This is a genomic window from Bacillus sp. MRMR6 (genome assembly GCF_001940785.1).
Taxonomy (GTDB): Bacteria; Bacillota; Bacilli; order Bacillales; family Cytobacillaceae; genus Neobacillus.
Window position 1 is genome coordinate 36,532 of record NZ_MSLS01000007.1, and the last position, 20,916, is coordinate 57,447.

Here is a 20,916-nt window from a genome sequence, read left to right on the forward strand (position 1 = left end):
AGAGATTAATAGAATTGATTTTTGCGAAATCTGTGAGAAAGAGAGCGGATTTCGCAAAACATCTAAAACAAAAAAGGAGGGGAATTATGGAGATTTTCATTCAGCAGTTATTTAACGGTCTAACGATTGGCAGCGTTTATAGCCTTGTTGCCCTAGGTTTAACGCTTGTCTATGGCATCTTACATATACCTAATTTTGCACATGGTGCCCTTTATATGATGGGTGGCTATATCACGTTATCAATGATGACAAAATACGGTCTACATTACTGGCTGGCCATCTTTGTCTCAATTATTGTAGTGGGGTTGCTTGGAGTTTTGATGGAAAGGTTTGTTTTTCACCCACTGCGCGAGGCACCGCCTATTCATGATAAAATCGCTGCGATTGGAATTCTCTTGTTCTTAGAAGCCTTTGCCCAATTTGTTTGGGGAGCAGAATACCAAAGCATGACCACTCCTTACGGTCAAGTAGTCCAGATTTTCGGTTTAACCTTTACAATGCAGCGGCTGCTCATTATTTTTGCAGCAATCATCGTTATGATCCTTCTAACTTTATTCTTGAAAAAAACCTTTACTGGTGCCACGATCATAGCCATGTCACAAAATCGTGAAGGGGCAAACCTTGTCGGGATTAACACGAATAAAGTAGCCATGTTAACCTTTATGATCTCTGGCGGGTTAGCTGCTATAGCAGCATCCTTAAGTGCACCTATCAATCTCGTATTTCCAGGAATGGGCCATCTTGTTATTTTGAAAGCCTTTGTCATTATTATCCTCGGTGGAATGGGGAGTGTACCAGGGGCTATTTTAGGAGGCTATATCCTTGGTTTTAGCGAAAGCTTAGGAGCAACTTACATCTCAAACGACTATAAGGATATCATCGCCTTTGTCCTCCTTGTTATTATCCTATCCGTTAAACCAACTGGATTATTCTCAAAGGGGGGGCATTAATGTCAAAAATATTTAACAAACGAAATACAATCTCTCTTTTAATTTTATTTGCAATAGCTTTTCCACTTATCACGCAAAATGATTACTTTGTCCATGTTATGACCCTATCCTTTATCTGGATGATCGGGGTGTATGGGTTGAACTTGCTTGCAGGATACACCGGATATCTTTCATTAGCTCATGCGGGGTTTTTTGCTATCGGAGCCTACTCTCTAGGTCTATTAACGGTTAAAGCAGAGATGAACTTTTGGCCGGCATTAGGACTATCCCTCGTCATCACTGGAGTAATTGGTTTCTTTGTTGGTTTAATTTCTCTGCGCACAAAGGAACATTTCTTTGCGATTTATACACTTTGTGTGGGCTATATTATCTATCTCGTCATCGATAAATGGGACAGCTTAACCGAAGGTGTCCGCGGTCTGATTGGAATACCAGCACCGTCAAACCTAGGTCCGCTATCATTTCAAACACTGCAATCACATTATTATTTAGTATTGTTCTTCTTGCTGCTTGTTGTTTTTATTATGTATCGAATTGTTCATTCGTTGTCAGGGAGAACTTTTATCGCCATCCGAAATAGTGAGGACCTAGCTCAGACGATCGGAATCTCAACGATGAAAAACAAGTTAACAGTCTTTGTCTTGTCAACGGTTATTGCAGGGCTCTCAGGTGCCCTTTATGCTTCATTTGTCCGTTTTATTGGACCAGATATAGGAGCAATGGCCATTGTATTTGATTTTCTCACCTATTTGTTAATAGGTGGTATTGGCACATTGAGTGGTCCGATTGTAGGTACTCTCATTATTGTTTGGCTTTCACAACAGCTTCAATTTTTACAAGATTATCGGATGTTGATTTTTGGACCGATTCTTACTTTATTAATTATTTTCTATCCACGTGGAATTGTCGGGGCAATCGCGACTTGGTATCTTACCCGTAAAGCTAAGCGTACAAGCCGCCTAACCAATCAACCTCTATTAAAAGCAGATGGAATTACTGAAAAACAGGTGAAGGAGGGATAGCGATGATTTTTTTGGAAACGAGAAATCTAACCAAAAGATTCGGCGGTTTAGTAGCTGTTAACAATGTCGATTTTGCCATTGAACAAGGGAAAATTAATGCGATTATTGGTCCGAACGGTGCAGGAAAGTCCACCTTTTTCAACTTGATTAGCGGCTTTCATCCTCCTAGCACGGGGCAGGTCATTTTTAAAGGACAGGATATTACCAAATTACCTTCAAACAAAATAGCTGAATTGGGGGTAGCCCGTACCTTTCAAACGACCAATCTGTTTGAACAATCAACTGTTCTGGATAATGTCATTGTCGGCCACCGGCTTCGGACAAAATCCAATCTAATGGATGCCATCCTTAGAACAAAGCGTCATCAGCGAGAAGAAAACCAATGCCGTGAAAAGGCAATGGAGGTCATTGAATTTGTTGATTTAACAAAAGTGGCCAATAAACCAGTCAGCAGTTTAACACAGGAAGAGAAAAAACGGACGGCCTTTGCTTTAGCACTGGCAACCGATCCTGAAATTGTTTTCCTTGATGAACCTGCAGCCGGCGTCAATCCTGATGAAACCGAAGGGTTGGCTGAATTAATGAAGAAGATGGTTGCAAAAGGGATCACGGTTTGTTTAATTGAGCACAAAATGCAGATGATTATGAAGCTTGCAGATAAAATCATGGTGCTAAACTATGGTGAAAAAATCGCCGAAGGTAAGCCTGAAGAAATTCAAAATAATGAAACGGTCATTAAGGCCTATTTGGGAGGGAGCGCAAGTGCTTAGTCTGAAAAATGTCTCTGTCAAATACGGAAGCTTTACTGCTATTAAAACGATTGATATCGAAGTAAACGCAGGAGAAATCGTTGTTTTGCTCGGTTCAAACGGTGCTGGGAAAAGTACCACCTTCCGTACCATCAGCGGTTTAAGCAAGCCTGCTGAAGGAGAAGTATTGTTTGAAGGCAGTCCATTAAATAAACGTTCTCCAGATCAAATCGTTAAACTAGGTATTGGTCAATGCCCAGAGGGCCGCAAATTATTCCCGTCCATGACAGTACAGGAAAACTTAAGAATGGGTGCATTTGTTCATCGACGGAAGAAGGAGGAAATTAAAAAGTCGTTAGATCACGTTTATGAACTGTTTCCAATTCTGAACGATAAAAGGAATGACGCAGCAGGCTCTCTAAGCGGCGGACAGCAGCAAATGCTGGCTATTGGCAGAGCCTTAATGTCCAAACCAAAGCTAATGCTTTTAGACGAGCCTTCTGTAGGGCTTGCCCCGTTAATCGTTGAACAGATGTTTGAGGTTATTCAACAAATAAATCGTGAGGGAACAACGATTTTACTCGCTGAACAAAATGCCAATGCAGCATTGAAAATTGCAGACAAGGGATATGTTTTTGAAAACGGCAGGATTGTCCTTCATGGTACATCTGAGGAATTATTCGCAAATGACGAAGTTAGAAAGGCCTATATTGGCGCATAAGACCAGCGGCATTTTAAGGGGGTGGTCCGGCAAAGAAACCGCTTTTTCTGTCTGGAAATTTTATAAATACGAGGGGGAAAACCATGAAAAAAATGAAAATGCTTTTAATGTTCAGCGTTATTTTCGTATTGATTTTCAGCTTAGCAGCCTGTAACAGTTCTTCTTCTACTACTAAGGAAGAGGATGATAATAAAGGGGAAGATACTCCTAAAACGGAAGAAGTGGGAACGGTTAACATTGGCTACACCGGACCTTTAAGCGGCCCAGCAGCTTTTTATGGGGAGCGGACGTTAAATGGAGTAAAGATGGCAGCAGATGAAGTAAACGATGCTGGCGGTTTTGAAGTAAATGGAAAGAAATATAAGCTAAATGTCGTTAGTTTAGACGATAAATACTTACCGAACGAAGCTGGAGCGAACGCAAAGAGACTTGTTCAAGAAAATAAACCGCCTATTATTTTCACACCACATAGCGGCGGGATTTTCGCACTACAAGTATTTAATGAACTGGATAAATTTATCATTGGTGCCTATTCAAGTGAACCAAAGATTACTGAGGTTGGGAACAAACTAACGGTTCGAATTCCTCCTCGTTACGATGGATACTTAAAGCCATTTACCGAGTATTCAATGGAGAATTATGGTAAGAATATCGCTTTCCTTCCAACTGCATCACAGTATGGTAAGGATTGGGCTGAGAACCTAAAAGCTTATTGGGAGAAAGAAGGCGGTAAGGTTGTTTTCAATTCACCAATCGATTTTGCAAAGGAAACTGACTTCTTCACCATTTTAACCAATGCTTTGAAAGAAAAGCCAGATGTATTATTCATCGGTGGTGCCTCCGAGCCAACTGCAAAGGTTGCAAAGCAAGCAAGGGAGCTTGGCTTTAAGGGCGGATTCATTGTCATGGACCAAGCAAAGTTTGATGAAATGAAGGCTGTTACAGGAACCTACGATTTATTAAATGGATCGATTGGAGTTATGCCGCTCCAACATTCATCAGAAGCAGCCATTCCTGACTTTGTGAAAAAGTATGAAGCGAAGTATGGCGAAGTCCCTGGATCCGAAGCCGGTCTAAACTATATTGGCATGCATGTATTTGTAGAAGCAATGAAGGCAGCCGGATCCGTGGATGACGTTGAAAAAATCCGTGCTGCCATGCAGGATGGCTTAGACAATCTTCCTGATGATAAGAAAATTTATATCATTCCGAAAATTGGCACTGATGGCGGCTTCGAGGCTGACTTAGTTGTTGCAGCGGTAGAAGATGGAAAAATTGTACCAATTGAGGTAAAAAAATAAGAGTCTGATAGTTTCGAAAAAATCCCCTTGGACAACATCACATCTGTGATATTTTTTCAAGGGGAATTTTGTACTAAGTAACATATTCGTAGAGTTTTCGAAATATAGTAAAAAGGTTGGTCCGATCTGTAAAAAAATGGAATATATGTAAGCGCTTGCGTCATTATGGTTGAAGGGAGTATGAGGATGGAAAAAAGAAAAATCTTAACGACTAGTTCTAGAGGATTGCTAGAAGAATCTTTCCCGTACCGTTTATTTCAGAAGGCAAAAAAGCTTGGGACATGGAACCCCGCCGATATTGATTTTAGTCAGGACAAAAGAGACTGGGAAACTCTTAATGCAGAACAAAAAAGTGATATTCTTCGGTTAATTTCGCAATTTCAGGCAGGCGAGGAAGCAGTTACCTTGGATCTGTTGCCGCTGATTATGGCAATTGCGAAGGAAGGTCGTCTTGAAGAAGAGATGTTCTTAACGACATTTCTATATGAAGAGGCCAAACATACTGAATTTTTCAGACTGGCTCTGAACGCAATTGGAGAAAGAGGCGACCTATCACATTTCCATACTGAGACGTACCAAAAAATCTTTTATGAAATTCTTCCAACCACAATGGAGCGGCTTGTAACGGATCAATCTCCTGAAGCAATAGCTGAAGCCTCTGTTGTTTATAACATGTTTGTTGAGGGTGTGCTAGCTGAAACTGGTTATTTCTCCTTCTATCAAGCATTGGAGACTGCAGGGATTATGCCAGGTTTATTAGTAGGAGTTGGAAATTTGAAGAAGGACGAGTCTAGACATATTGGTTATGGTACCTTCCTACTTCAACGCTTAATTTGTGAACATCCACATCTCTTCGATTTTGTTGCTGCTAAGATGATGGAATTAACACCATTAGCTTTGAGATTGAATGAAGAAGGTATCGGCGGCAGGGAAGTAAGTGCATTTGGCGGAAATCCGGAGGAAGTCATGCAGTTTACGATGAAACAGCTCGGTGTCCGGATGGAAGTCCTAGCCCGCGCTAAAGGAAAACGAATTGAAGAGATTTATAGAACATCTGAAAGTGAACTCGGGGTATTTTAAATTATTACTATATAGGGAGGAACTAAAATGACGGTAAATGTTGATGTCCAAGCCTTTCCACTTTTTATTAACGGAAAGTGGGAGCAAGCAAGTAACCAGGAAACTTTTGATGTCTATAACCCTGCAAATGGACAATTAGTTGCTAAGGTAGCAAAAGGGACAGTTGAAGATGTGAATCGTGCAGTAAAGGCGGCAAGAGAAGCATTTGATCAAACAGAGTGGAAAAATATGATCCCGAAAGATCGGGCAAATGTCCTTTATGCAATCTCTTATCAAATTGCAGAACATGCAGAGGAATTAGCTTACTTAGAAGCTATTAGTTCCGGTGGTACTGTTCGCCGAATTGGCAGCAGCGATATTTTGCAAATGGTTGACCTGTTTCAAACTTTAGCCAAATTTACTTTGGAGTATCCATTTTCTGAAACCCTGCCAGTCCCGCCGTTTCCTGGCCCAGCACATAACTTCATTTGGAGAGAACCAATCGGTGTATGTGCAGCCGTAACACCTTGGAATTTACCTATGGTGATTGCCACTTGGAAAATCGCCCCGGCATTAGCGATGGGAAATACAGTAGTCATTAAACCTGCCAGTTATACTCCATTATCTACCTTAAGATTGGCAGAAATCATTTCAAATGTTGTACCTCCTGGTGTTATCAATGTCGTAACAGGTACGGGTGCAGAAGTGGGTGAAGCACTTGTCCGCCATCCACAGGTTGATAAGGTTGCCTTTACAGGGTCTACCGAGGTTGGAAGAAGAATTATGGAATTAGCAGCTGGCACCATCAAAAAGACAACCCTTGAGCTCGGAGGTAAATCACCAAATATTCTCTTGGACGATGCGGACCTGAGTATTGCCCTGCCGGGGTCTCTTTTTGGAGTATTCTTACATTCAGGACAGCTTTGTGAGTCCGGAACACGATTATTTGTCCCAGATCGATTATATGATCAAGTCGTGACAGGTTTAGTTGCGATGGCAAGTAAGCTTAAGCTAGGTAATCCGCTTGACCCAATTACGGATGTTGGCCCGGTTATTTCTAAAAAACAACAAGATACCATACTTTCCTATATTGAGGCAGGCAAACAGGAAGGTGCTACATTGGTTTGTGGTGGAAATGCAGTAACTGTGCCAGGCTGTGAGGATGGTTATTTTGTTGAACCAACCATTTTCACCAATGTAACCAATGATATGAAAATTGCCCAAGAAGAAATATTTGGTCCAGTCTTGTCAGTTATACGATATTCAGATGTAGATGAGGCAATCGAAATGGCAAATGATACGATATACGGTTTGGCTGCCGGTGTTTGGACTCGCGACGTAAACAAAGCTTATGAGGTTGCGAGAAAGTTGCAAGCAGGTGTTGTATGGATTAATGACTGGCATATGCTCCGAAGTGATGCACCGTTTGGCGGTTACAAGCAAAGTGGTATTGGCAGAGAAATGGGTGTTCAATCACTTGATGCTTATACGCAGGTAAAGCATGTTCATACATCCATGTCCCCTGAGCTTGAACGACGAAACTGGTATGGAATTCTGTTTGGCCAAAACTAATAATGAGGTGAAGATGAATGAAAACAAGTTTATCACAGTTTATGCTTCGCACCGGTATTTATAGTGGATCTAATTCACGTGCTATGGTACCGAGTTTGTTTGCTGGTCTTGGTGCAAAACGAGTCGTTCTTTTGAGTGATAGAGGTTTAGAAAAAGCAGGAGTGGTCCAAAAGGTAGCAGAAATTTTCAATTTAACAGGTCATGGCAGCGGTCCTCAATTAGTTGGTCAATATCTCGATATTGCCCAGGATGCAGAGAGCCGTTGCATTAATGATGCTGTTCGTTATGTAAAAGAAGTAGGCGGGGATTCACTTTTAGCTGTCGGAGGCGGAAGTGTGCTTGATACGGTTAAGGGGGTTAAATATGCTCTCCATAACGGGTTGGCTGATATAAAAGAGGCAATTCCAGGCGGTCTTCGTTATGAACAATTCCCGCAAGCGACGTTCATKCCGATTCCGCATATCTCGATCCCAACAACTGCAGGAACAGGCTCTGAAGTGTCGCCTATTGCAGTTATCTTTAATGAAGATATCCAAATGAAAACAAACATAATTAATCCGTTTATTAGTTCGGATATGGCGATCCTTGATCCAGATTTAACAGTTGGCCTGCCGCCAACTATAACTGCCTTTACCGGATTTGATGCATTAACACACGCGATTGAAGCTTTGGCCTCACCGACGGCTACAGGCTTAACGGATGCATATGCACTCCATGCTATTCGTTTGATTGAGCAAAACCTGCCAGCTGCCGTTGCGGATGGTTCCGATTTAAATGCTCGAATGGATTTATTACAGGCAAGCTTAATGGGTATAACAGCCTTTAGTTTTGCTCTAAATGCAATCCCTGTCCACAACATGGCACACGCCTATGGTGCATTATTCCGAATTCCTCATGGTCTAGCAAACGCTGTATTCTTACCAGTTGTGATGGAAATGGTCCCTATGCTGTACCTTCCAAAAGTACCGGAGCTTGCAGCTGCTTTAAATGTAGAGGTAAAGGAGGATACCCCAGAAGCTGGACTTGCAAAAGTGGTGGAAAAGATTCGCTTATTGCAGCATAAGGTCGGTCTACCAGCTGATTTTAAAGACTACAATATTTCAGAAGAACAGCTTCAGCAGACGGTTCCTGCTGTTATGAAGGATCCTGCAGCATTAAATTTCCCAATGCCAAAAGAACTCATCGCGGCCATTGGACAGAGAGTTGTTCCAGTAGGGGTAAAGTAAAAATTAGAGCCCATTCAGCAGTAGAATGCTGATTGGGTTTAGCAGTTTTTAGCAGGTAGTCACAAATAAAAGTTTAGGAGGAAGCAACCGAATGATGGATTTTTCTTTTTCAGAAGAGCAGGAATTACTTCGAAAAACAGTCAGGCAGTTTGTTGATAAAGAAATTATGCCTTTTATTAGAGAATGGGATGAAAGACAGTACTTTGAACCGAAAATACTTAAGAGATTAGCAGATTTAGGGTTAATGGGAGTGTGTATTCCGGAACAATATGGCGGGAGTGGAATGGACTATAATTCGCTGGCGATTGTGTGTGAGGAATTGGAACGAGGTGACACAGCCTTTAGGACTGCGGTATCTGTTCACACTGGTTTAAACAGCATGACATTAATGCAATGGGGAAACGAAGAACAAAAGCAAAAATATCTTGTTCCACAGGCAAGAGGTGAAAAAGTAGGAGCCTTTGGTTTAACGGAGCCCAACGCCGGTTCAGATGTAGCCGCCATGCAGACGACTGCAGTTAGACAAGGCGATGCATACATATTAAATGGTTCTAAAACATGGATTTCCCTTTGCGATGTAGCCGATCACTTTCTTGTATTTGCCTATACAGACAAAGAGCAAAAGCACCATGGTATTTCCGCCTTTATAGTAGAAAGAGAGTGGGAAGGCTTTTCCTCAAAGACTATTAAGGGGAAGCTCGGCATTCGTGCTGGCAATACTGGGGAAATATTTTTCGATCATGTAAGGGTTCCAAAAGAGAATTTAGTAGGTAAAGAAGGCGAAGGATTTAAGATTGCCATGTCAGCCCTTGATAATGGAAGGTTTACCGTCGCGGCAGGGGCGTGCGGTACCATTATGGCCAGTCTCGAAGCGAGCGTAAAATACTGTCATGAAAGAAGTACATTTGGGAAAGAAATTGGCAGACATCAGCTTGTGCAGCAAATGATCGCAAAAATGGAGGCAGGCTTACAGCAGGCAAGATTATTAGTGTATCGGTCAGGCTGGTTGAAGAATCAAGGGAAACGGAATACGCGTGAAACGTCACTTGCTAAGTGGTGTGCATGTGATTATGCCTATGAAGCGGCGAATGATGCGGTGCAGATTCATGGGGCTTATGGTTTTTCAAATGAATACCCTGTTGAGCGCTACCTAAGAAATGCTAAAGCACCGGTAATCTATGAAGGAACACGTGAAATTCATACGGTTATGCAAGGTGAGTATGTTTTAGGATATCGTGAAGATAAGCCACTTTCTAACAATTTGCCAGCCTGGCCGTTCTTTGAAGCGAAAGAAACAGTTAAATAGTAGATAAAAACCCATAATGTAGAACAATTTATTATGGGTTTTTTATTGAATAACAGATTCGCTAGTCTATTTAACAGGGGTTTCCAAAATTACTCTTTATTCAGGAATGATATCCAGCAAAACGATAAGACCGGAACAACTTGCTAAGCTAGCACTTTACAAAAAAATGTACCATGGCAATGTCAGTGGCAAAGTGCAAAAACCGGTGAGGCACAGGTTTACTATGATGCGAGGCAGGAGCCGATCGGTTATGCTCAATTTAAAAGACTGTGGAGTGAGGAAGGCAAACTTGAAAAAGTCTTGTTATATCAATTCCAATTGCTAAAAGAAATTAGTAAAGAAATAGTCGATGCAGTTTTTGCTGAGATTACCGAAAATGAAACCAACCCAGTCAGTTTTATGACCATTAATGCTTCTATGCAAATCCAACCACAAAATATTTAATAGAAAATGGTTTTACATTATCAACAGAGCAGGTGCAAATGGTGAGAATGTTGTAATATTTTTCTTGCTTCTCTAGTATTTTTTTTTTGAATCCTGAATCGTAATCATATATAATTCGTATAGGGTATCTCTTGGACCTGAGATTGTCTACATAATTTCATACGATTAGGAGTCTTAAAATGGAAAAAGTACTTATTTTCGGTCATAAAAATCCTGACACAGATACGATTTGCTCTGCGATTGCTTATGCAGACTTAAAAAAGCAGCTTGGATATGATGTTGAACCCGTTCGTTTAGGACAAATTAATGGAGAAACTCAGTATGCTCTTGAGCATTTTAATGCTACTACTCCACGTCTAGTGGAAACTGTAGCAAATGAAGTCAATTCGGTCATTTTAGTAGACCACAACGAACGCCAACAAAGTGCGAATGATATTTCAGATGTTCGTGTTTTAGAGGTAATTGATCATCACCGGATTGCTAATTTTGAAACAAGTGATCCGCTTTATTATCGTTGCGAGCCGGTTGGCTGTACAGCTACGATCTTAAACAAGATGTATAAAGAGAATGGCAAGGAAATTAAAAAAGAAATCGCCGGCTTAATGTTATCTGCCATCATTTCTGACTCGTTATTATTTAAATCCCCAACCTGTACACCTGAGGACGTTGCAGCTGCACGTGAATTAGCTGAAATTGCAGGTGTTGATGCTGACAGCTATGGTTTGGAAATGCTAAAAGCTGGGGCTGACTTGAGCGACAAGTCTGTTGCTGAACTGATCTCAATAGATGCAAAGGAATTCAATATGGGTAACAGCAAAGTGGAAATTGCCCAAGTAAATGCCGTTGATCCTGCAGAAGTTCTAGCACATCAAGCAGAATTAGAGGCGACGATTTCTAAAGTAATCGAAGAGAAAAACTTAGATTTATTCTTGTTCGTTGTCACAGATATTTTAACGAATGACTCTGTTGGCTTAGCACTAGGAAGCAAAACAGCTGCGATTGAGAAAGCATATAACGTTACCCTTTCTAATAATACCGCGACATTAAAGGGCGTTGTTTCCCGTAAAAAGCAAATAGTTCCAGTTTTAACAGATATCTTTAATTCAGGAGTATAAGAGGGAAAACCGTTCATGGCATAAAGCCAGAACGGTTTTTTTATGATTTATAATTCTTCAGGTTACTTAAAAAGCTCATGATTGATTTGTCATACATAGATACTTTTAATAAGACTGATGTGTTTTTATCCAAATAGGGCATTAAAATGTTTTCCACCGCTTTTGCATCAACACAAGTATGGATAACGCCTTTCATTTTGTGCATTCTCGCCCCGCTTGCAATTTCCTTAGCCAAGTCTCCATAGGTAATCAAAACATCAATGTTATGTTCGGCAATCATTTTGCCCACTTCTTGATGAATCTCTTTTTCATTTTTACCTAAAAGAGACATGCCTCCTAATAAGGCAATTTTCCTTTTCCCTTTAATAATGTTATTCATTACTTCTAGGGCAACCTCCATAGAAGTAGGGTTGGAGCTCCAGGTATCATCTATAACCGTGGAACCATTTATACTTTCAAAAACTTCTAAGTGAGATTGTACATTTTTAAAAGTACTCAGCCGGTTTGCGGCCTCTTCTAAAGATATTCCTACTTGGTTGACCGCAGCAATTGCTCCTAGTGCATTAAGGACTTGGTGCCTTCCGAACTCTGGTAAAATAACTTGGACACTAGTGCCCTGATGGAGGACCTTAAATTTCATGCCTTTATCTATATATTCGATATCTGTCGCTGTGAAATCTGCGTTGTCACTAAGTCCGAAGTAGACAATTTTCCCTCTGTAGTTATTAAGTGGAATCGTTTTAATTCTATCATCATCGGCATTTAGCAATAGGGTTCCCTCATAGTTTAGGCCAGGAATGATTTCACTTTTCGCTTTAATATAATTCTCCAGGGTTTTACAGTAAAGCAAGTGGTCAACGCCAATATTGGTGATCATCCCAATGGTTGGTTTAAAATAACGGCAGTTAAACCTTAGTAATCCTGGTCCACTAACAGGAGTTTCAAATACGGCCATGTCTGTTTTTTCAGTAATCCCACATAAATATTCGAGATTAGATAGGGAAGTGTTATCACTAAGGTGAGTGGCCTGAACCGAATATCTGCCGCTTAAGATGTGTTTAATCATTTCCTTAGTGGTTGTTTTTCCGCATGTACCCGTAATGGCAAATACGGGGATATTGTATAAACCCCGGTAATAATCAATAAACTTCCAATAAGCTGTACTTATGTCTTTAACCTTAATATACGTTAATTGCTCATGGTATGGCCCAAGATTTGTGCCTTCTTCAAATACAACCGTACAATTTCCCAATCTCTCCAATCGCTTTAGATTCATCTTTTTAAGCTTGTGGTAAAGGAAAACCAATGTGTATGGTTTTTTTACTAATGGAGTAAAGTCGACTGCATCATAGAATGGCTGTGTTTTCTCACCAGAGACTAGTTCACCCTCTATAAGCTCACATAGCTCCTGTGCATTCATTATTTTATTTCGGTTAAATGTATATAACTTTTTGACCATGCAGGTGATCCGTTCATTATATTTATAGGAAACTCTGAAGCCCTTTTTTATAAAAGCACGAATGGAGGTGGGTAAACAGTAGCCAATTGCCTGCTTAGAGCCCGTTTCAACCGCTAAATCTAAGCAACTTGAAAAAAGTTGCTCAAAAATACCTTTGCCCCGATATTCCTCAAGAACGTATGCACTTTTCAATAAGGCGCTTCTTTTTACGAATTCAACCCCCATCATCCCAACGATCTTGTTTGAGGTCTTCGCAGCAAGCCAAGTCGTAGAGTCCCTGACTCGATAAAACTCCATTCCGGCACTCTCTAAGTATTTTGAGAAATGGGAAATTTCTTCAAATGGGACTATTGTTATTGTATATTCCAAAAAAGTTACCTCCTTGCATGAAAATAGTTTCTCAACCTATCCTATGTAGAGGCATTCTTTCGGAAACGGTATTAGCCCGTTATTTTAGACGCGCTTTTACTTTTTATGGGAACTGTTTATAAATATCTTTTTAAAAAGGAAATTATTATGGACAATTTTGTAAAAACCAATCTATAAAAAAATGTCACTTTCTCCTGATTAAGGTTGAAGGGGCAGGACCATTTTGGAGGAGAATAATCATTGGAGAATATAAGGAAAAGCTGAGCAGATAAAGTAGGCCATGTTCCCTTTATTGGAGGAGCATGGCTTTTTTAATGTTGGATATCCGGAAATGTCAAAACTGTGTCATTAAGGCCCCACAACATTTGAACTTTTTGAAAACGATAACGATTTCCTCTATGAATTATTTTTTGCTGATTTAAGATAGAGTTGTAATTCTATACTCTAACCATGGTTTCTAAGGGAGGAAATTGGCTTTGGAACTTACAAGAAGATCCTTATTAAAAGCAACAGCTGTGTCATTGACAATGGCAGCAGCGGGCTGTAGCCAAAAAACCGATAAACAGGAAATACAAACAGCAAAAGCAGAAACAATTGAACCAGATGAATGGAAAACCTCAGTATGCCGATTCTGTGGAACGGGATGTGGTGTCTTAGTTGGTGTAAAGGACGGAAAGGTGGTTGCAACTAAGGGTGACCCTGACAACCGTTCCAACAAAGGACTAAATTGTATTAAAGGGTACTACATAGGAAAAATCCTTTTTGGAAAAGACAGATTGACCAAACCGCTGATCCGGGAGGACAACTCGAAAAAGGGTACAATGGACGGATTTAGAGAAGCAACATGGGAAGAAGCTTTGGATTTAGTGGCGGGCAAGTTGAAGGAAGCACATGATACCAATCCAAAATCAATTGCCTTTTGGGGATCCGGACAGCAAACGATTATGGAAGGATATGCTTCAGTAAAGCTTTGGAAGGCAGGCTTACTAAACAATAACATTGACCCAAATGCACGACTTTGTATGGCCAGTGCAGTAGCGGGATTTATGACGACATTCCAATCTGACGAGCCGATGGGGTCATACCGGGATCTTGATGAAACAGATGTATACGTCACATGGGGAGCAAATATGGCAGAAATGCACCCTGTCCTTTATTCTCGACTAACGGCAAGGAAGTTAAAAAACATCGGTGTTAAGCATTATGATTTGACTACAAGACATTCAAGGAATTCAGAGCTAGCAGATGTGGTCATGATTTTTCGACCACAATCAGATCTTGCCATCGCAAATGCAATTGCAAATTATTTAATTGAAAAAAACCTATATGATCAACAATTTATTAACGAACATACACAGTTTAAAGCAGGAACCGAAAATTTGGGCCACACCTTTGATGACAATTATGAAGCAACTGAAATTGGGCAGGTAGCTGATAAAGATTGGACCATAAGCTTTGATGATTATAAAACAATGGTTTCTGAATATACACTTGAAAAGGCAGAAGAAATCTCTGGGGTGCCAGCTAGAGATATTGAGGCCCTGGCGAAGGAATTTGCTGATCCGAGTAAAAAGGTTTTATCGTTATGGACAATGGGTGTTAATCAGCATACACGCGGAACCTGGATGAACAATCTGATTTATAACTTACATTTGTTAACCGGGAAAATTTCGAAGCCGGGCAATGGTCCATTTTCATTAACAGGACAACCGAGTGCATGTGGAACTGCTCGAGAAGTAGGGGTATTCTCTCATCGATTACCTGCAGATATGGTTGTAAAAAACCCTGAACACCGCCGCTACACTGAGTTAATCTGGAATTTGCCGGAAGGTTACCTTAACCCAATTGAAACTCCAGGCATGCATACGGTTAAAATGTTCCGTGAGTTAGGAAATGGAAATGTAAAGTTCTTGTGGAGTATGTCCAATAACTGGGCGCAAACCATGCCGAAGTTAAATCGTTTCAGAGGTAAGGATGCTGACGGTAAAGGGGTTATTGACGGTTTTATCGTTGTATCTGAGGTTTATCCAACCCGATCGACTGAAATGGCAGATGTTGTATTCCCTGCTGCAATGTGGGTGGAACGTGAAGGTCAATTTGGCAATGCAGAACGACGTACAGCCATTTTTGAAAAATGTGTAGACGCCCCAGGGGAAGCTAAGTGGGATTTATGGACTATTGTCCAGGTTGCCAAGCGTGTGCTAAATGGAAAAATGATTGGCGAAAGACACGCATTTGATGCTCTATTCGGCATGGTTTGGGATTATAAGAAAAATGATTTAATCGAAGATCAAGGCAAAGTAAACCGCTTGCTCTGGGAAGAATATCGTGCATTTACCAATCCACATGAAAGTACAAACACTGAAATACAAGCTTTAGGTACGAAACTAAAACTAAAGGCAAAGCAAATGGCGCCTTATGATGTCTACCTAGAACAGCATGGACTTTGCTGGCCTGTCCGAAACGTAAATGGCCAATGGCTGGAAACCAATTGGCGCTATGCTTATGGAAAACAGGAGGACGGATTTGATCAATATGGTGTTGAAGAATTCGGCCAAGCAGGTAAATATATGGATATTGATTTCTACAAATCAACTGAACATAAACCAACTGTTTATCATCGGCCATTTGAAGAAGCCGCTGAAGTGCCTGATCAGGAATACCCATTTTGGCTGTGTACCGGACGTGTCCTAGAACATTGGCATAGTGGTTCTATGACGAGAAGAGTACCAGAGCTGCATCGTGCTGTTCCGGAAGCACTTTGTGAAATTCACCCAGAGGATGCGGAAAAACTTGGTGTGAAAACTGGTGATTTCGTGAAGGTCATTTCACGACGAGGTGAGGTAAAGATAAAGGCGACTACAATGGGTCGAGGCTACCCGCCAAAAGGGTTGATTTATGTACCATTTTTTGCAGAGGAAACGCTTATTAATCTCGTAACCTTGGATTGCTATTGCCCTATCTCTAAACAACCGGATTTCAAAAAATGTGCGGTCAAGATTGTAAAGGCATAATGGGGGTGTGAATGTATGAGGAAAAAAGAACTTCTTTATATCGTAGCATTTATAGGAGTAATTGCAGTAGCACTTGCCGGAACTTTATGGCAGCAGTCTGATTCAGCTTCTTCTGAGGACAAGAGCGCAACATTACCAACTGGATTAGTTCAAATGGCTGAAGATGGCCGGGAAAATGCAGCAACAATGGGGCTTTTAAATGCACCCCCAATGCAGCATATTTCTCATGTGAATCGCTGGAATCCAGAACTTCATCATGAAAGCTGCTTAACCTGTCATGGCAAGGAAGGAACAGGTGCACCAACACCGCCAGAAGATCATTTTTATGATAGTAACCCAAAAGGGGATATATTTAGGGATAACTGTGTTCAGTGTCACGCCCAGCAAAATGATACTAAAACGGCATTTAACGAATAGAAGAAAGTTATTAGACAGTTGGCACGAAACAACCTGCAAAACGGATGAGGAGGAATTGGAATGGTGATTTCGGGGATATATGTTGAAACAATCCCAGGTCAGGCAAACATAGCAGCAAAAATACTCGCACAAAAAGTTGGCGTAGAAGTTCACCATATCCATGACGGAGAAAAGGTAATTCTTACTTTGGAGACAGATACGGTGGATGAGAGTTATCGAACGGCGGAGACCTTCAAGGAAATTGAGGGTGTCCTAGCTATTTGTTTAGTGTATACAAACTTCGAGGATGAGCCTTTTTATCAAGAGGCGGCTGGAATCAAATGACAGATAAGTTAAACAGGAGAGCATTCCTTTCATTAAACTGGGAATCTACAGTAGGTTTTTTAGGAAACTTTATTGCACCACAGCTAGAGCTAGAGCGTGACTTCTTTCGCCCTCCTGGTGCCTGTGAAGAGCTTGAGTTTCTTACATCCTGTGAAAGATGCGGAAAATGTCAGGAGGTTTGCCCTGAACAAAGCATCATTCTATTTTCAATTTCCAGTGGAGCAAAACTAGTGAATACACCTTACTTAGACCCCAATACAGCACCATGTACTTTTTGTAAAAGATGTATTGATGTTTGTCCAACCAATGCATTAAATGCCAGCGATTTTGAGGTAAGCCCAAAGCTTGGTTATGTGCAGATCCAACCTAATGGATGTCTGGCTTTTCAACATGTGATGTGTGATTATTGTGTCCGTGCATGCCCTGTCAGTGGTGCAATCCAAATCGTTGATGGTATACCGGTCATATCAAGACAAAGTTGTACTGGTTGTGGTATTTGTATATCCAGATGCATTGCAGAAGGAAGCGCGTTAAAAATCAAAATTTCTTCTGTAAGATAATATTTGCAATCATCTAAACCCCTCCTTAGTGAAAGGAGGGATTTTTTTAGTCTTTTTGCATGCATGCATTAACAGGTTCATATGGTTTTAGAAGAGTCAATTTAAGGATAAAAGGAGGTAACAGGTTGATCAAAATAAATGGACGCATTGTTCAGCAAGAGGAAGTTTTTACTAATATACCAAATCGCGATTTTCACCCAATTATTAAACAAATGGTAGGATACCAAGTATTATATGAATATAATTCAATTAATCAACTGAAATTTGAGTTGCTTTTTAGGGTCAATACTTTAAGGGCAGCCGAAGAGTTAAATAATAGCGAGGCTAAATTTACCACTTTTGCCAATTCCTATTGTAACAAAAAATATTGGCTGCGCTTAAACAATGGTGGTTTTCTATTGCGTGATTATACTCCACCGTCCGTAGCCATCATTGATATATTGGAAAATGGAAAACAATATGCATTCGAGTGCTCTACGGCTATAGCAATCGTATTGTATATTGCTACTCTACGTACGATTGGAGCCAAAGCTTTTAACACATATTTTAATAAGCTGTATTTAATGGATTGGCAGTTTGATGAAGATTTACCTGTCTATCAAAAGTATGGAGAAGATTTCCTCATTGGGGATGTTCTTCATTTTAATAATCCCGATTTCAGCCCGCAAGAGCCCTGGTGGAGAGCGGAAAATGTAATATATTTTGGAGATGATAAATTCTATGGTCACGGCATCGGGATCAGGGATTCAAAAACAATCATTACCTTTCTAAATAAAAAAAGAAAGCAGAATCCTAGAGAATCTGCCTATCTCATGCGGATGATTACGAGACCGCATTATCCAACGATCCAATTATTAAAATAACGGGGATCTATGAATGCAATCTTCGATCTATGTCAGCAAATAGCCTGCAGCTCTCATGGTATTCCAAGTCCCGGCGTTTTTCTACTTCCATTCTTACTTTATGTTTCCGTCTATAATCTTCAAAACATACTCCATGGGCTTTGATCATGGCCTTTTCCATAACATTTGTATAATTCATATTTAAATAATGGATATAAAATCCCTCCAGATTTTTTTTGCTCTTTCTCTTCACAGTTTTGATGATAACACGCTAGCTTTTTTATAACAAATCGGAAAATTCAGATTATTACCTCGTTAGAACTTCTGACATAGAGGCTCGGTAATATACCTCTCAAATGCTTAGAATATTAGCCAAATCCTGCGAATATAAGGTTGTCAACGAGTTTTTATAACAAAAAAACCCCATCACTCATTGAGTGATGGGGTAGATGTATAGGTATAATTATATAGAATCATTCATTGGCTTATCTAGCATGTAATCAGATTTAGGCAAAGTAATAATTTTACCTCCAATTTGAACATGTACGGTATCGTTGAAAATGGCTTTTACGATTCCCTTTAAAGAGATCGTTGAATTTACTGAGAGATTATTTGAATCAGATTTGTTTGCCAAATTAATCAACACCTTCCGAGGTTAATGTAAGAAATATTATATATTAAAAAAAATAAAAAAAGCGAATAAAAAGACTCCAATCATATTTGAAGATTTTTTTAAACTATATACACTATATAATTCTAAAATACTCATTAAAATTCCTTTGCCAAACCGAAAATTTTTACAAAAAATGCTCATGTTATATTTTCTTTTTCTGCAAGGGGTGTGAGCAGTTTTTTTGAAAAAATAACATGAACTATAGTTCAAGTATTGCATATGACAAAAAATCTGTCAACGGAAACATGACTTGTGGTTCAACTTTACCTTTTGTGATATGATAGAAATGAGGTGATTATGATGCCAGATAGAGAAGATCTGTTAATTGGTGAKTTTCCATTTGTCCCAAAGCAGGAACGAGCACAACAAAAAAGAAACGCACTACTTGATAGCGGACATGCTTTGTTTACTACGAAAGGGTATGAACAAACAACAGCTAAGGAAATTGCAGCCCAAGCAGGCGTAGCTACTGGTACTTTTTATCGCTACTTTTCGGATAAACGTCAGCTATTGATGTCCTTGCTAGAGGAACATATTGAAGGATTTATGCCACCAGAACCAAAATGGGTGACATCGGACCCTGAACAAATATTAGCTTCACTATTGGAGGAGCATGATAAAAAACTTAATCAATTAGGACTGCAAAAAGTACTCCCAGAATTATTGCCTAAAGATTCGGAGCTTGCAGAAGTATTAGCTGATGCCAGAAGGAAATTACATGTAAGAATATGTTCTAAATTAAAAAGTGCATATGAAGAAGGTTATACATGGAAGGACTTAGACTTGGATACCGTAACCTGGGCAATTATGACCCTATCTGAGAAGGCAGTTGAAAAAGAAACTCAATGTAAAACTAGGACAGATTACTTCGAACTATCCAAGGTGATTTGCCGGATGGTTTTCCCCCCTGAGGTAATATCGAGATTACAACAGGGAAATGAAGAATCTGAGTAATATAGTATGAAAGGATGAAAAATTTGGCTATTGATCAATTATTGGATCTTAATAAATTGAAAACTTTAAAAATTGAACTGACTAGATTCATGATGGCATATAAATTTGCGTTAGACGAAATGAGTACCAAAATTAATATACTTAAAGATGAATTTAATTATATTCATGACTATAATCCAATAGAACATGTAAAGTCCCGATTAAAATCACCAGAAAGTATTTTGAAAAAGGTACAGCGTAAGGGGTATGCTTTTTCCTTACCGAGCATAAAAGAAAATATTAAAGACATTGCTGGGATTCGGATTACCTGTTCGTTTAAATCTGATATCTATGAATTAAGCAAGATGATATCAATGCAAAAAGACATTAGAGTTGTTGAATATAAAGATTATATAGAAAATCCAAAACCAAATGGATATCAAAGTCTTCATATGATTTTAGAAATCCCCATTTTTATGTCTGACCGTGAGGAGCTGACCTATGTGGAGCTTCAAATTCGTACGATCGCAATGGACTTTTGGGCCAGCTTAGAACACAAAATTTATTATAAATATAACAAAGAAGTTCCGCAGCAATTAATTGATGAACTAAAGGATGCGGCTGAAATGGCTGCGCACTTAGATCTCAAAATGGAAGGGATTCACAAAGAAGTTTCAGCCATCAAACAAGCCGATGAAACCGAATCCGTATTAAGACTTTTTAATATAGGAAGTGAAAAATTAAATCTTCGATTATTAGAAACCTTAATAGAAAAAGTGTAACTGTTAAATAACAGCTGCTAACTAAAACAGGAATCCCAAAGAGGGGTTCCTGTTTTTTAAAAACTGACTTTACTAAGT

At 39.8% G+C, this 20,916-nt stretch carries 20 protein-coding genes; 17 read left to right on the plus strand and 3 right to left on the minus strand.

From position 1 onward, the window contains the following. The first annotated feature begins 86 nt into the window (after positions 1 to 86). From BTR25_RS09235 to BTR25_RS09280, 10 genes are all read left to right on the plus strand, one after another. Positions 87 to 950 (plus strand): branched-chain amino acid ABC transporter permease, encoded by an 864-nt coding sequence (locus BTR25_RS09235; protein ID WP_075687784.1) that lies wholly within the window; start codon positions 87 to 89, stop codon positions 948 to 950. Next, complete coding sequence (locus BTR25_RS09240) at positions 950 to 1,972, plus strand: branched-chain amino acid ABC transporter permease (protein ID WP_075687785.1); 1,023 nt, start codon at positions 950 to 952, stop codon at positions 1,970 to 1,972. The genes BTR25_RS09235 and BTR25_RS09240 overlap by 1 nt, the downstream gene beginning before the upstream one ends. Positions 1,973 to 1,974: 2 nt before the next feature. Then, on the plus strand, positions 1,975 to 2,742 hold the full coding sequence (locus BTR25_RS09245; RefSeq protein WP_175596734.1) for an ABC transporter ATP-binding protein: 768 nt from the start codon (positions 1,975 to 1,977) through the stop codon (positions 2,740 to 2,742). Then, positions 2,735 to 3,442 carry an ABC transporter ATP-binding protein gene (locus tag BTR25_RS09250; protein ID WP_075687786.1) on the plus strand — a complete coding sequence of 236 codons (708 nt, stop codon included), beginning with the start codon at positions 2,735 to 2,737 and terminating at the stop codon, positions 3,440 to 3,442. Before BTR25_RS09245 ends, BTR25_RS09250 begins: the two co-directional genes overlap by 8 nt. Before the next feature lie 83 nt (positions 3,443 to 3,525). Further along, positions 3,526 to 4,743, plus strand: coding sequence for an ABC transporter substrate-binding protein (locus BTR25_RS09255; protein ID WP_075687787.1), 1,218 nt, complete (start codon positions 3,526 to 3,528; stop codon positions 4,741 to 4,743). Between the two features lie 186 nt (positions 4,744 to 4,929). After that, entirely contained in the window at positions 4,930 to 5,823 is an 894-nt protein-coding gene (locus BTR25_RS09260; protein WP_075687788.1) for a R2-like ligand-binding oxidase, read from the plus strand. A 27-nt stretch (positions 5,824 to 5,850) separates the two neighbouring features. Further along, positions 5,851 to 7,374 carry an aldehyde dehydrogenase family protein gene (locus BTR25_RS09265; protein ID WP_075687789.1) on the plus strand — a complete coding sequence of 508 codons (1,524 nt, stop codon included), beginning with the start codon at positions 5,851 to 5,853 and terminating at the stop codon, positions 7,372 to 7,374. A 17-nt stretch (positions 7,375 to 7,391) separates the two neighbouring features. Then, the gene (locus BTR25_RS09270) at positions 7,392 to 8,600 is read left to right on the plus strand and encodes an iron-containing alcohol dehydrogenase (protein WP_075687790.1); all 1,209 of its coding nucleotides are present in this window, start codon (positions 7,392 to 7,394) and stop codon (positions 8,598 to 8,600) included. Positions 8,601 to 8,694: 94 nt separating this feature from the next. Further along, a complete protein-coding gene (locus BTR25_RS09275; RefSeq protein ID WP_075687909.1) occupies positions 8,695 to 9,906 on the plus strand; it encodes an acyl-CoA dehydrogenase family protein in 1,212 nt (403 codons plus the stop codon). A 623-nt stretch (positions 9,907 to 10,529) separates the two neighbouring features. Beyond that, on the plus strand, positions 10,530 to 11,465 hold the full coding sequence (locus BTR25_RS09280) for a manganese-dependent inorganic pyrophosphatase (protein ID WP_075687791.1): 936 nt from the start codon (positions 10,530 to 10,532) through the stop codon (positions 11,463 to 11,465). A gap of 40 nt (positions 11,466 to 11,505) precedes the next feature. Here the strand turns inward: BTR25_RS09280 and BTR25_RS09285 are convergent, their stop codons facing one another. Beyond that, positions 11,506 to 13,293 carry a GNAT family N-acetyltransferase gene (locus BTR25_RS09285; protein WP_083652307.1) on the minus strand — a complete coding sequence of 596 codons (1,788 nt, stop codon included), beginning with the start codon at positions 13,291 to 13,293 and terminating at the stop codon, positions 11,506 to 11,508. 476 nt (positions 13,294 to 13,769) lie between these two features. Between BTR25_RS09285 and napA the strand changes: the two genes are divergently transcribed. The 5 genes from napA (at position 13,770) to BTR25_RS09315 (ending at position 18,471) form a co-directional block, all read left to right on the plus strand. Next, positions 13,770 to 16,307 carry a nitrate reductase catalytic subunit NapA gene (gene napA / locus BTR25_RS09295; protein WP_075687792.1) on the plus strand — a complete coding sequence of 846 codons (2,538 nt, stop codon included), beginning with the start codon at positions 13,770 to 13,772 and terminating at the stop codon, positions 16,305 to 16,307. A gap of 15 nt (positions 16,308 to 16,322) precedes the next feature. Beyond that, complete coding sequence (locus BTR25_RS09300; RefSeq protein ID WP_075687793.1) at positions 16,323 to 16,724, plus strand: nitrate reductase cytochrome c-type subunit; 402 nt, start codon at positions 16,323 to 16,325, stop codon at positions 16,722 to 16,724. 60 nt (positions 16,725 to 16,784) lie between these two features. Further along, positions 16,785 to 17,048: a chaperone NapD gene (locus BTR25_RS09305; RefSeq protein WP_075687794.1), complete on the plus strand. Its 264-nt coding sequence runs from the start codon at positions 16,785 to 16,787 to the stop codon at positions 17,046 to 17,048. After that, entirely contained in the window at positions 17,045 to 17,608 is a 564-nt protein-coding gene (locus tag BTR25_RS09310; RefSeq protein WP_075687795.1) for a 4Fe-4S dicluster domain-containing protein, read from the plus strand. The genes BTR25_RS09305 and BTR25_RS09310 overlap by 4 nt, the downstream gene beginning before the upstream one ends. 125 nt (positions 17,609 to 17,733) lie before the next feature. Then, positions 17,734 to 18,471 carry a protein-glutamine gamma-glutamyltransferase gene (locus BTR25_RS09315; RefSeq protein WP_075687796.1) on the plus strand — a complete coding sequence of 246 codons (738 nt, stop codon included), beginning with the start codon at positions 17,734 to 17,736 and terminating at the stop codon, positions 18,469 to 18,471. Positions 18,472 to 18,478: 7 nt separating this feature from the next. Here the strand turns inward: BTR25_RS09315 and BTR25_RS28750 are convergent, their stop codons facing one another. Then, on the minus strand, positions 18,479 to 18,649 hold the full coding sequence (locus BTR25_RS28750) for a YuzK family famiily protein (RefSeq protein ID WP_483295247.1): 171 nt from the start codon (positions 18,647 to 18,649) through the stop codon (positions 18,479 to 18,481). Between the two features lie 264 nt (positions 18,650 to 18,913). Then, on the minus strand, positions 18,914 to 19,084 hold the full coding sequence (locus tag BTR25_RS27500) for a hypothetical protein (protein WP_175596735.1): 171 nt from the start codon (positions 19,082 to 19,084) through the stop codon (positions 18,914 to 18,916). A gap of 336 nt (positions 19,085 to 19,420) precedes the next feature. Here BTR25_RS27500 and BTR25_RS09320 point away from each other — a divergent pair, with 336 nt between their 5' ends. After that, positions 19,421 to 20,077 carry a TetR/AcrR family transcriptional regulator gene (locus tag BTR25_RS09320; RefSeq protein WP_254842668.1) on the plus strand — a complete coding sequence of 219 codons (657 nt, stop codon included), beginning with the start codon at positions 19,421 to 19,423 and terminating at the stop codon, positions 20,075 to 20,077. A gap of 89 nt (positions 20,078 to 20,166) precedes the next feature. Beyond that, on the plus strand, positions 20,167 to 20,838 hold the full coding sequence (locus tag BTR25_RS09325; protein WP_483295248.1) for a GTP pyrophosphokinase: 672 nt from the start codon (positions 20,167 to 20,169) through the stop codon (positions 20,836 to 20,838). The last annotated feature ends 78 nt before the right edge of the window (positions 20,839 to 20,916 follow it).

Bases quoted from the DNA above. Each gene is read 5' to 3' on its own strand.
- BTR25_RS09235 (WP_075687784.1), top strand. From the start codon at position 87: ATGGAGATTTTCATTCAGCAGTTATTTAACGGTCTAACGATTGGCAGC.
- BTR25_RS09240 (WP_075687785.1), top strand. From the start codon at position 950: ATGTCAAAAATATTTAACAAACGAAATACAATCTCTCTTTTAATTTTA.
- BTR25_RS09245 (WP_175596734.1), top strand. From the start codon at position 1,975: ATGATTTTTTTGGAAACGAGAAATCTAACCAAAAGATTCGGCGGTTTA.
- BTR25_RS09255 (WP_075687787.1), top strand. From the start codon at position 3,526: ATGAAAAAAATGAAAATGCTTTTAATGTTCAGCGTTATTTTCGTATTG.
- BTR25_RS09260 (WP_075687788.1), top strand. From the start codon at position 4,930: ATGGAAAAAAGAAAAATCTTAACGACTAGTTCTAGAGGATTGCTAGAA.
- BTR25_RS09265 (WP_075687789.1), top strand. From the start codon at position 5,851: ATGACGGTAAATGTTGATGTCCAAGCCTTTCCACTTTTTATTAACGGA.
- BTR25_RS09275 (WP_075687909.1), top strand. From the start codon at position 8,695: ATGGATTTTTCTTTTTCAGAAGAGCAGGAATTACTTCGAAAAACAGTC.
- BTR25_RS09280 (WP_075687791.1), top strand. From the start codon at position 10,530: ATGGAAAAAGTACTTATTTTCGGTCATAAAAATCCTGACACAGATACG.
- BTR25_RS09300 (WP_075687793.1), top strand. From the start codon at position 16,323: ATGAGGAAAAAAGAACTTCTTTATATCGTAGCATTTATAGGAGTAATT.
- BTR25_RS09305 (WP_075687794.1), top strand. From the start codon at position 16,785: ATGGTGATTTCGGGGATATATGTTGAAACAATCCCAGGTCAGGCAAAC.
- BTR25_RS09310 (WP_075687795.1), top strand. From the start codon at position 17,045: ATGACAGATAAGTTAAACAGGAGAGCATTCCTTTCATTAAACTGGGAA.
- BTR25_RS28750 (WP_483295247.1), bottom strand. From the start codon at position 18,649: ATGAATTATACAAATGTTATGGAAAAGGCCATGATCAAAGCCCATGGA.
- BTR25_RS09325 (WP_483295248.1), top strand. From the start codon at position 20,167: ATGATGGCATATAAATTTGCGTTAGACGAAATGAGTACCAAAATTAAT.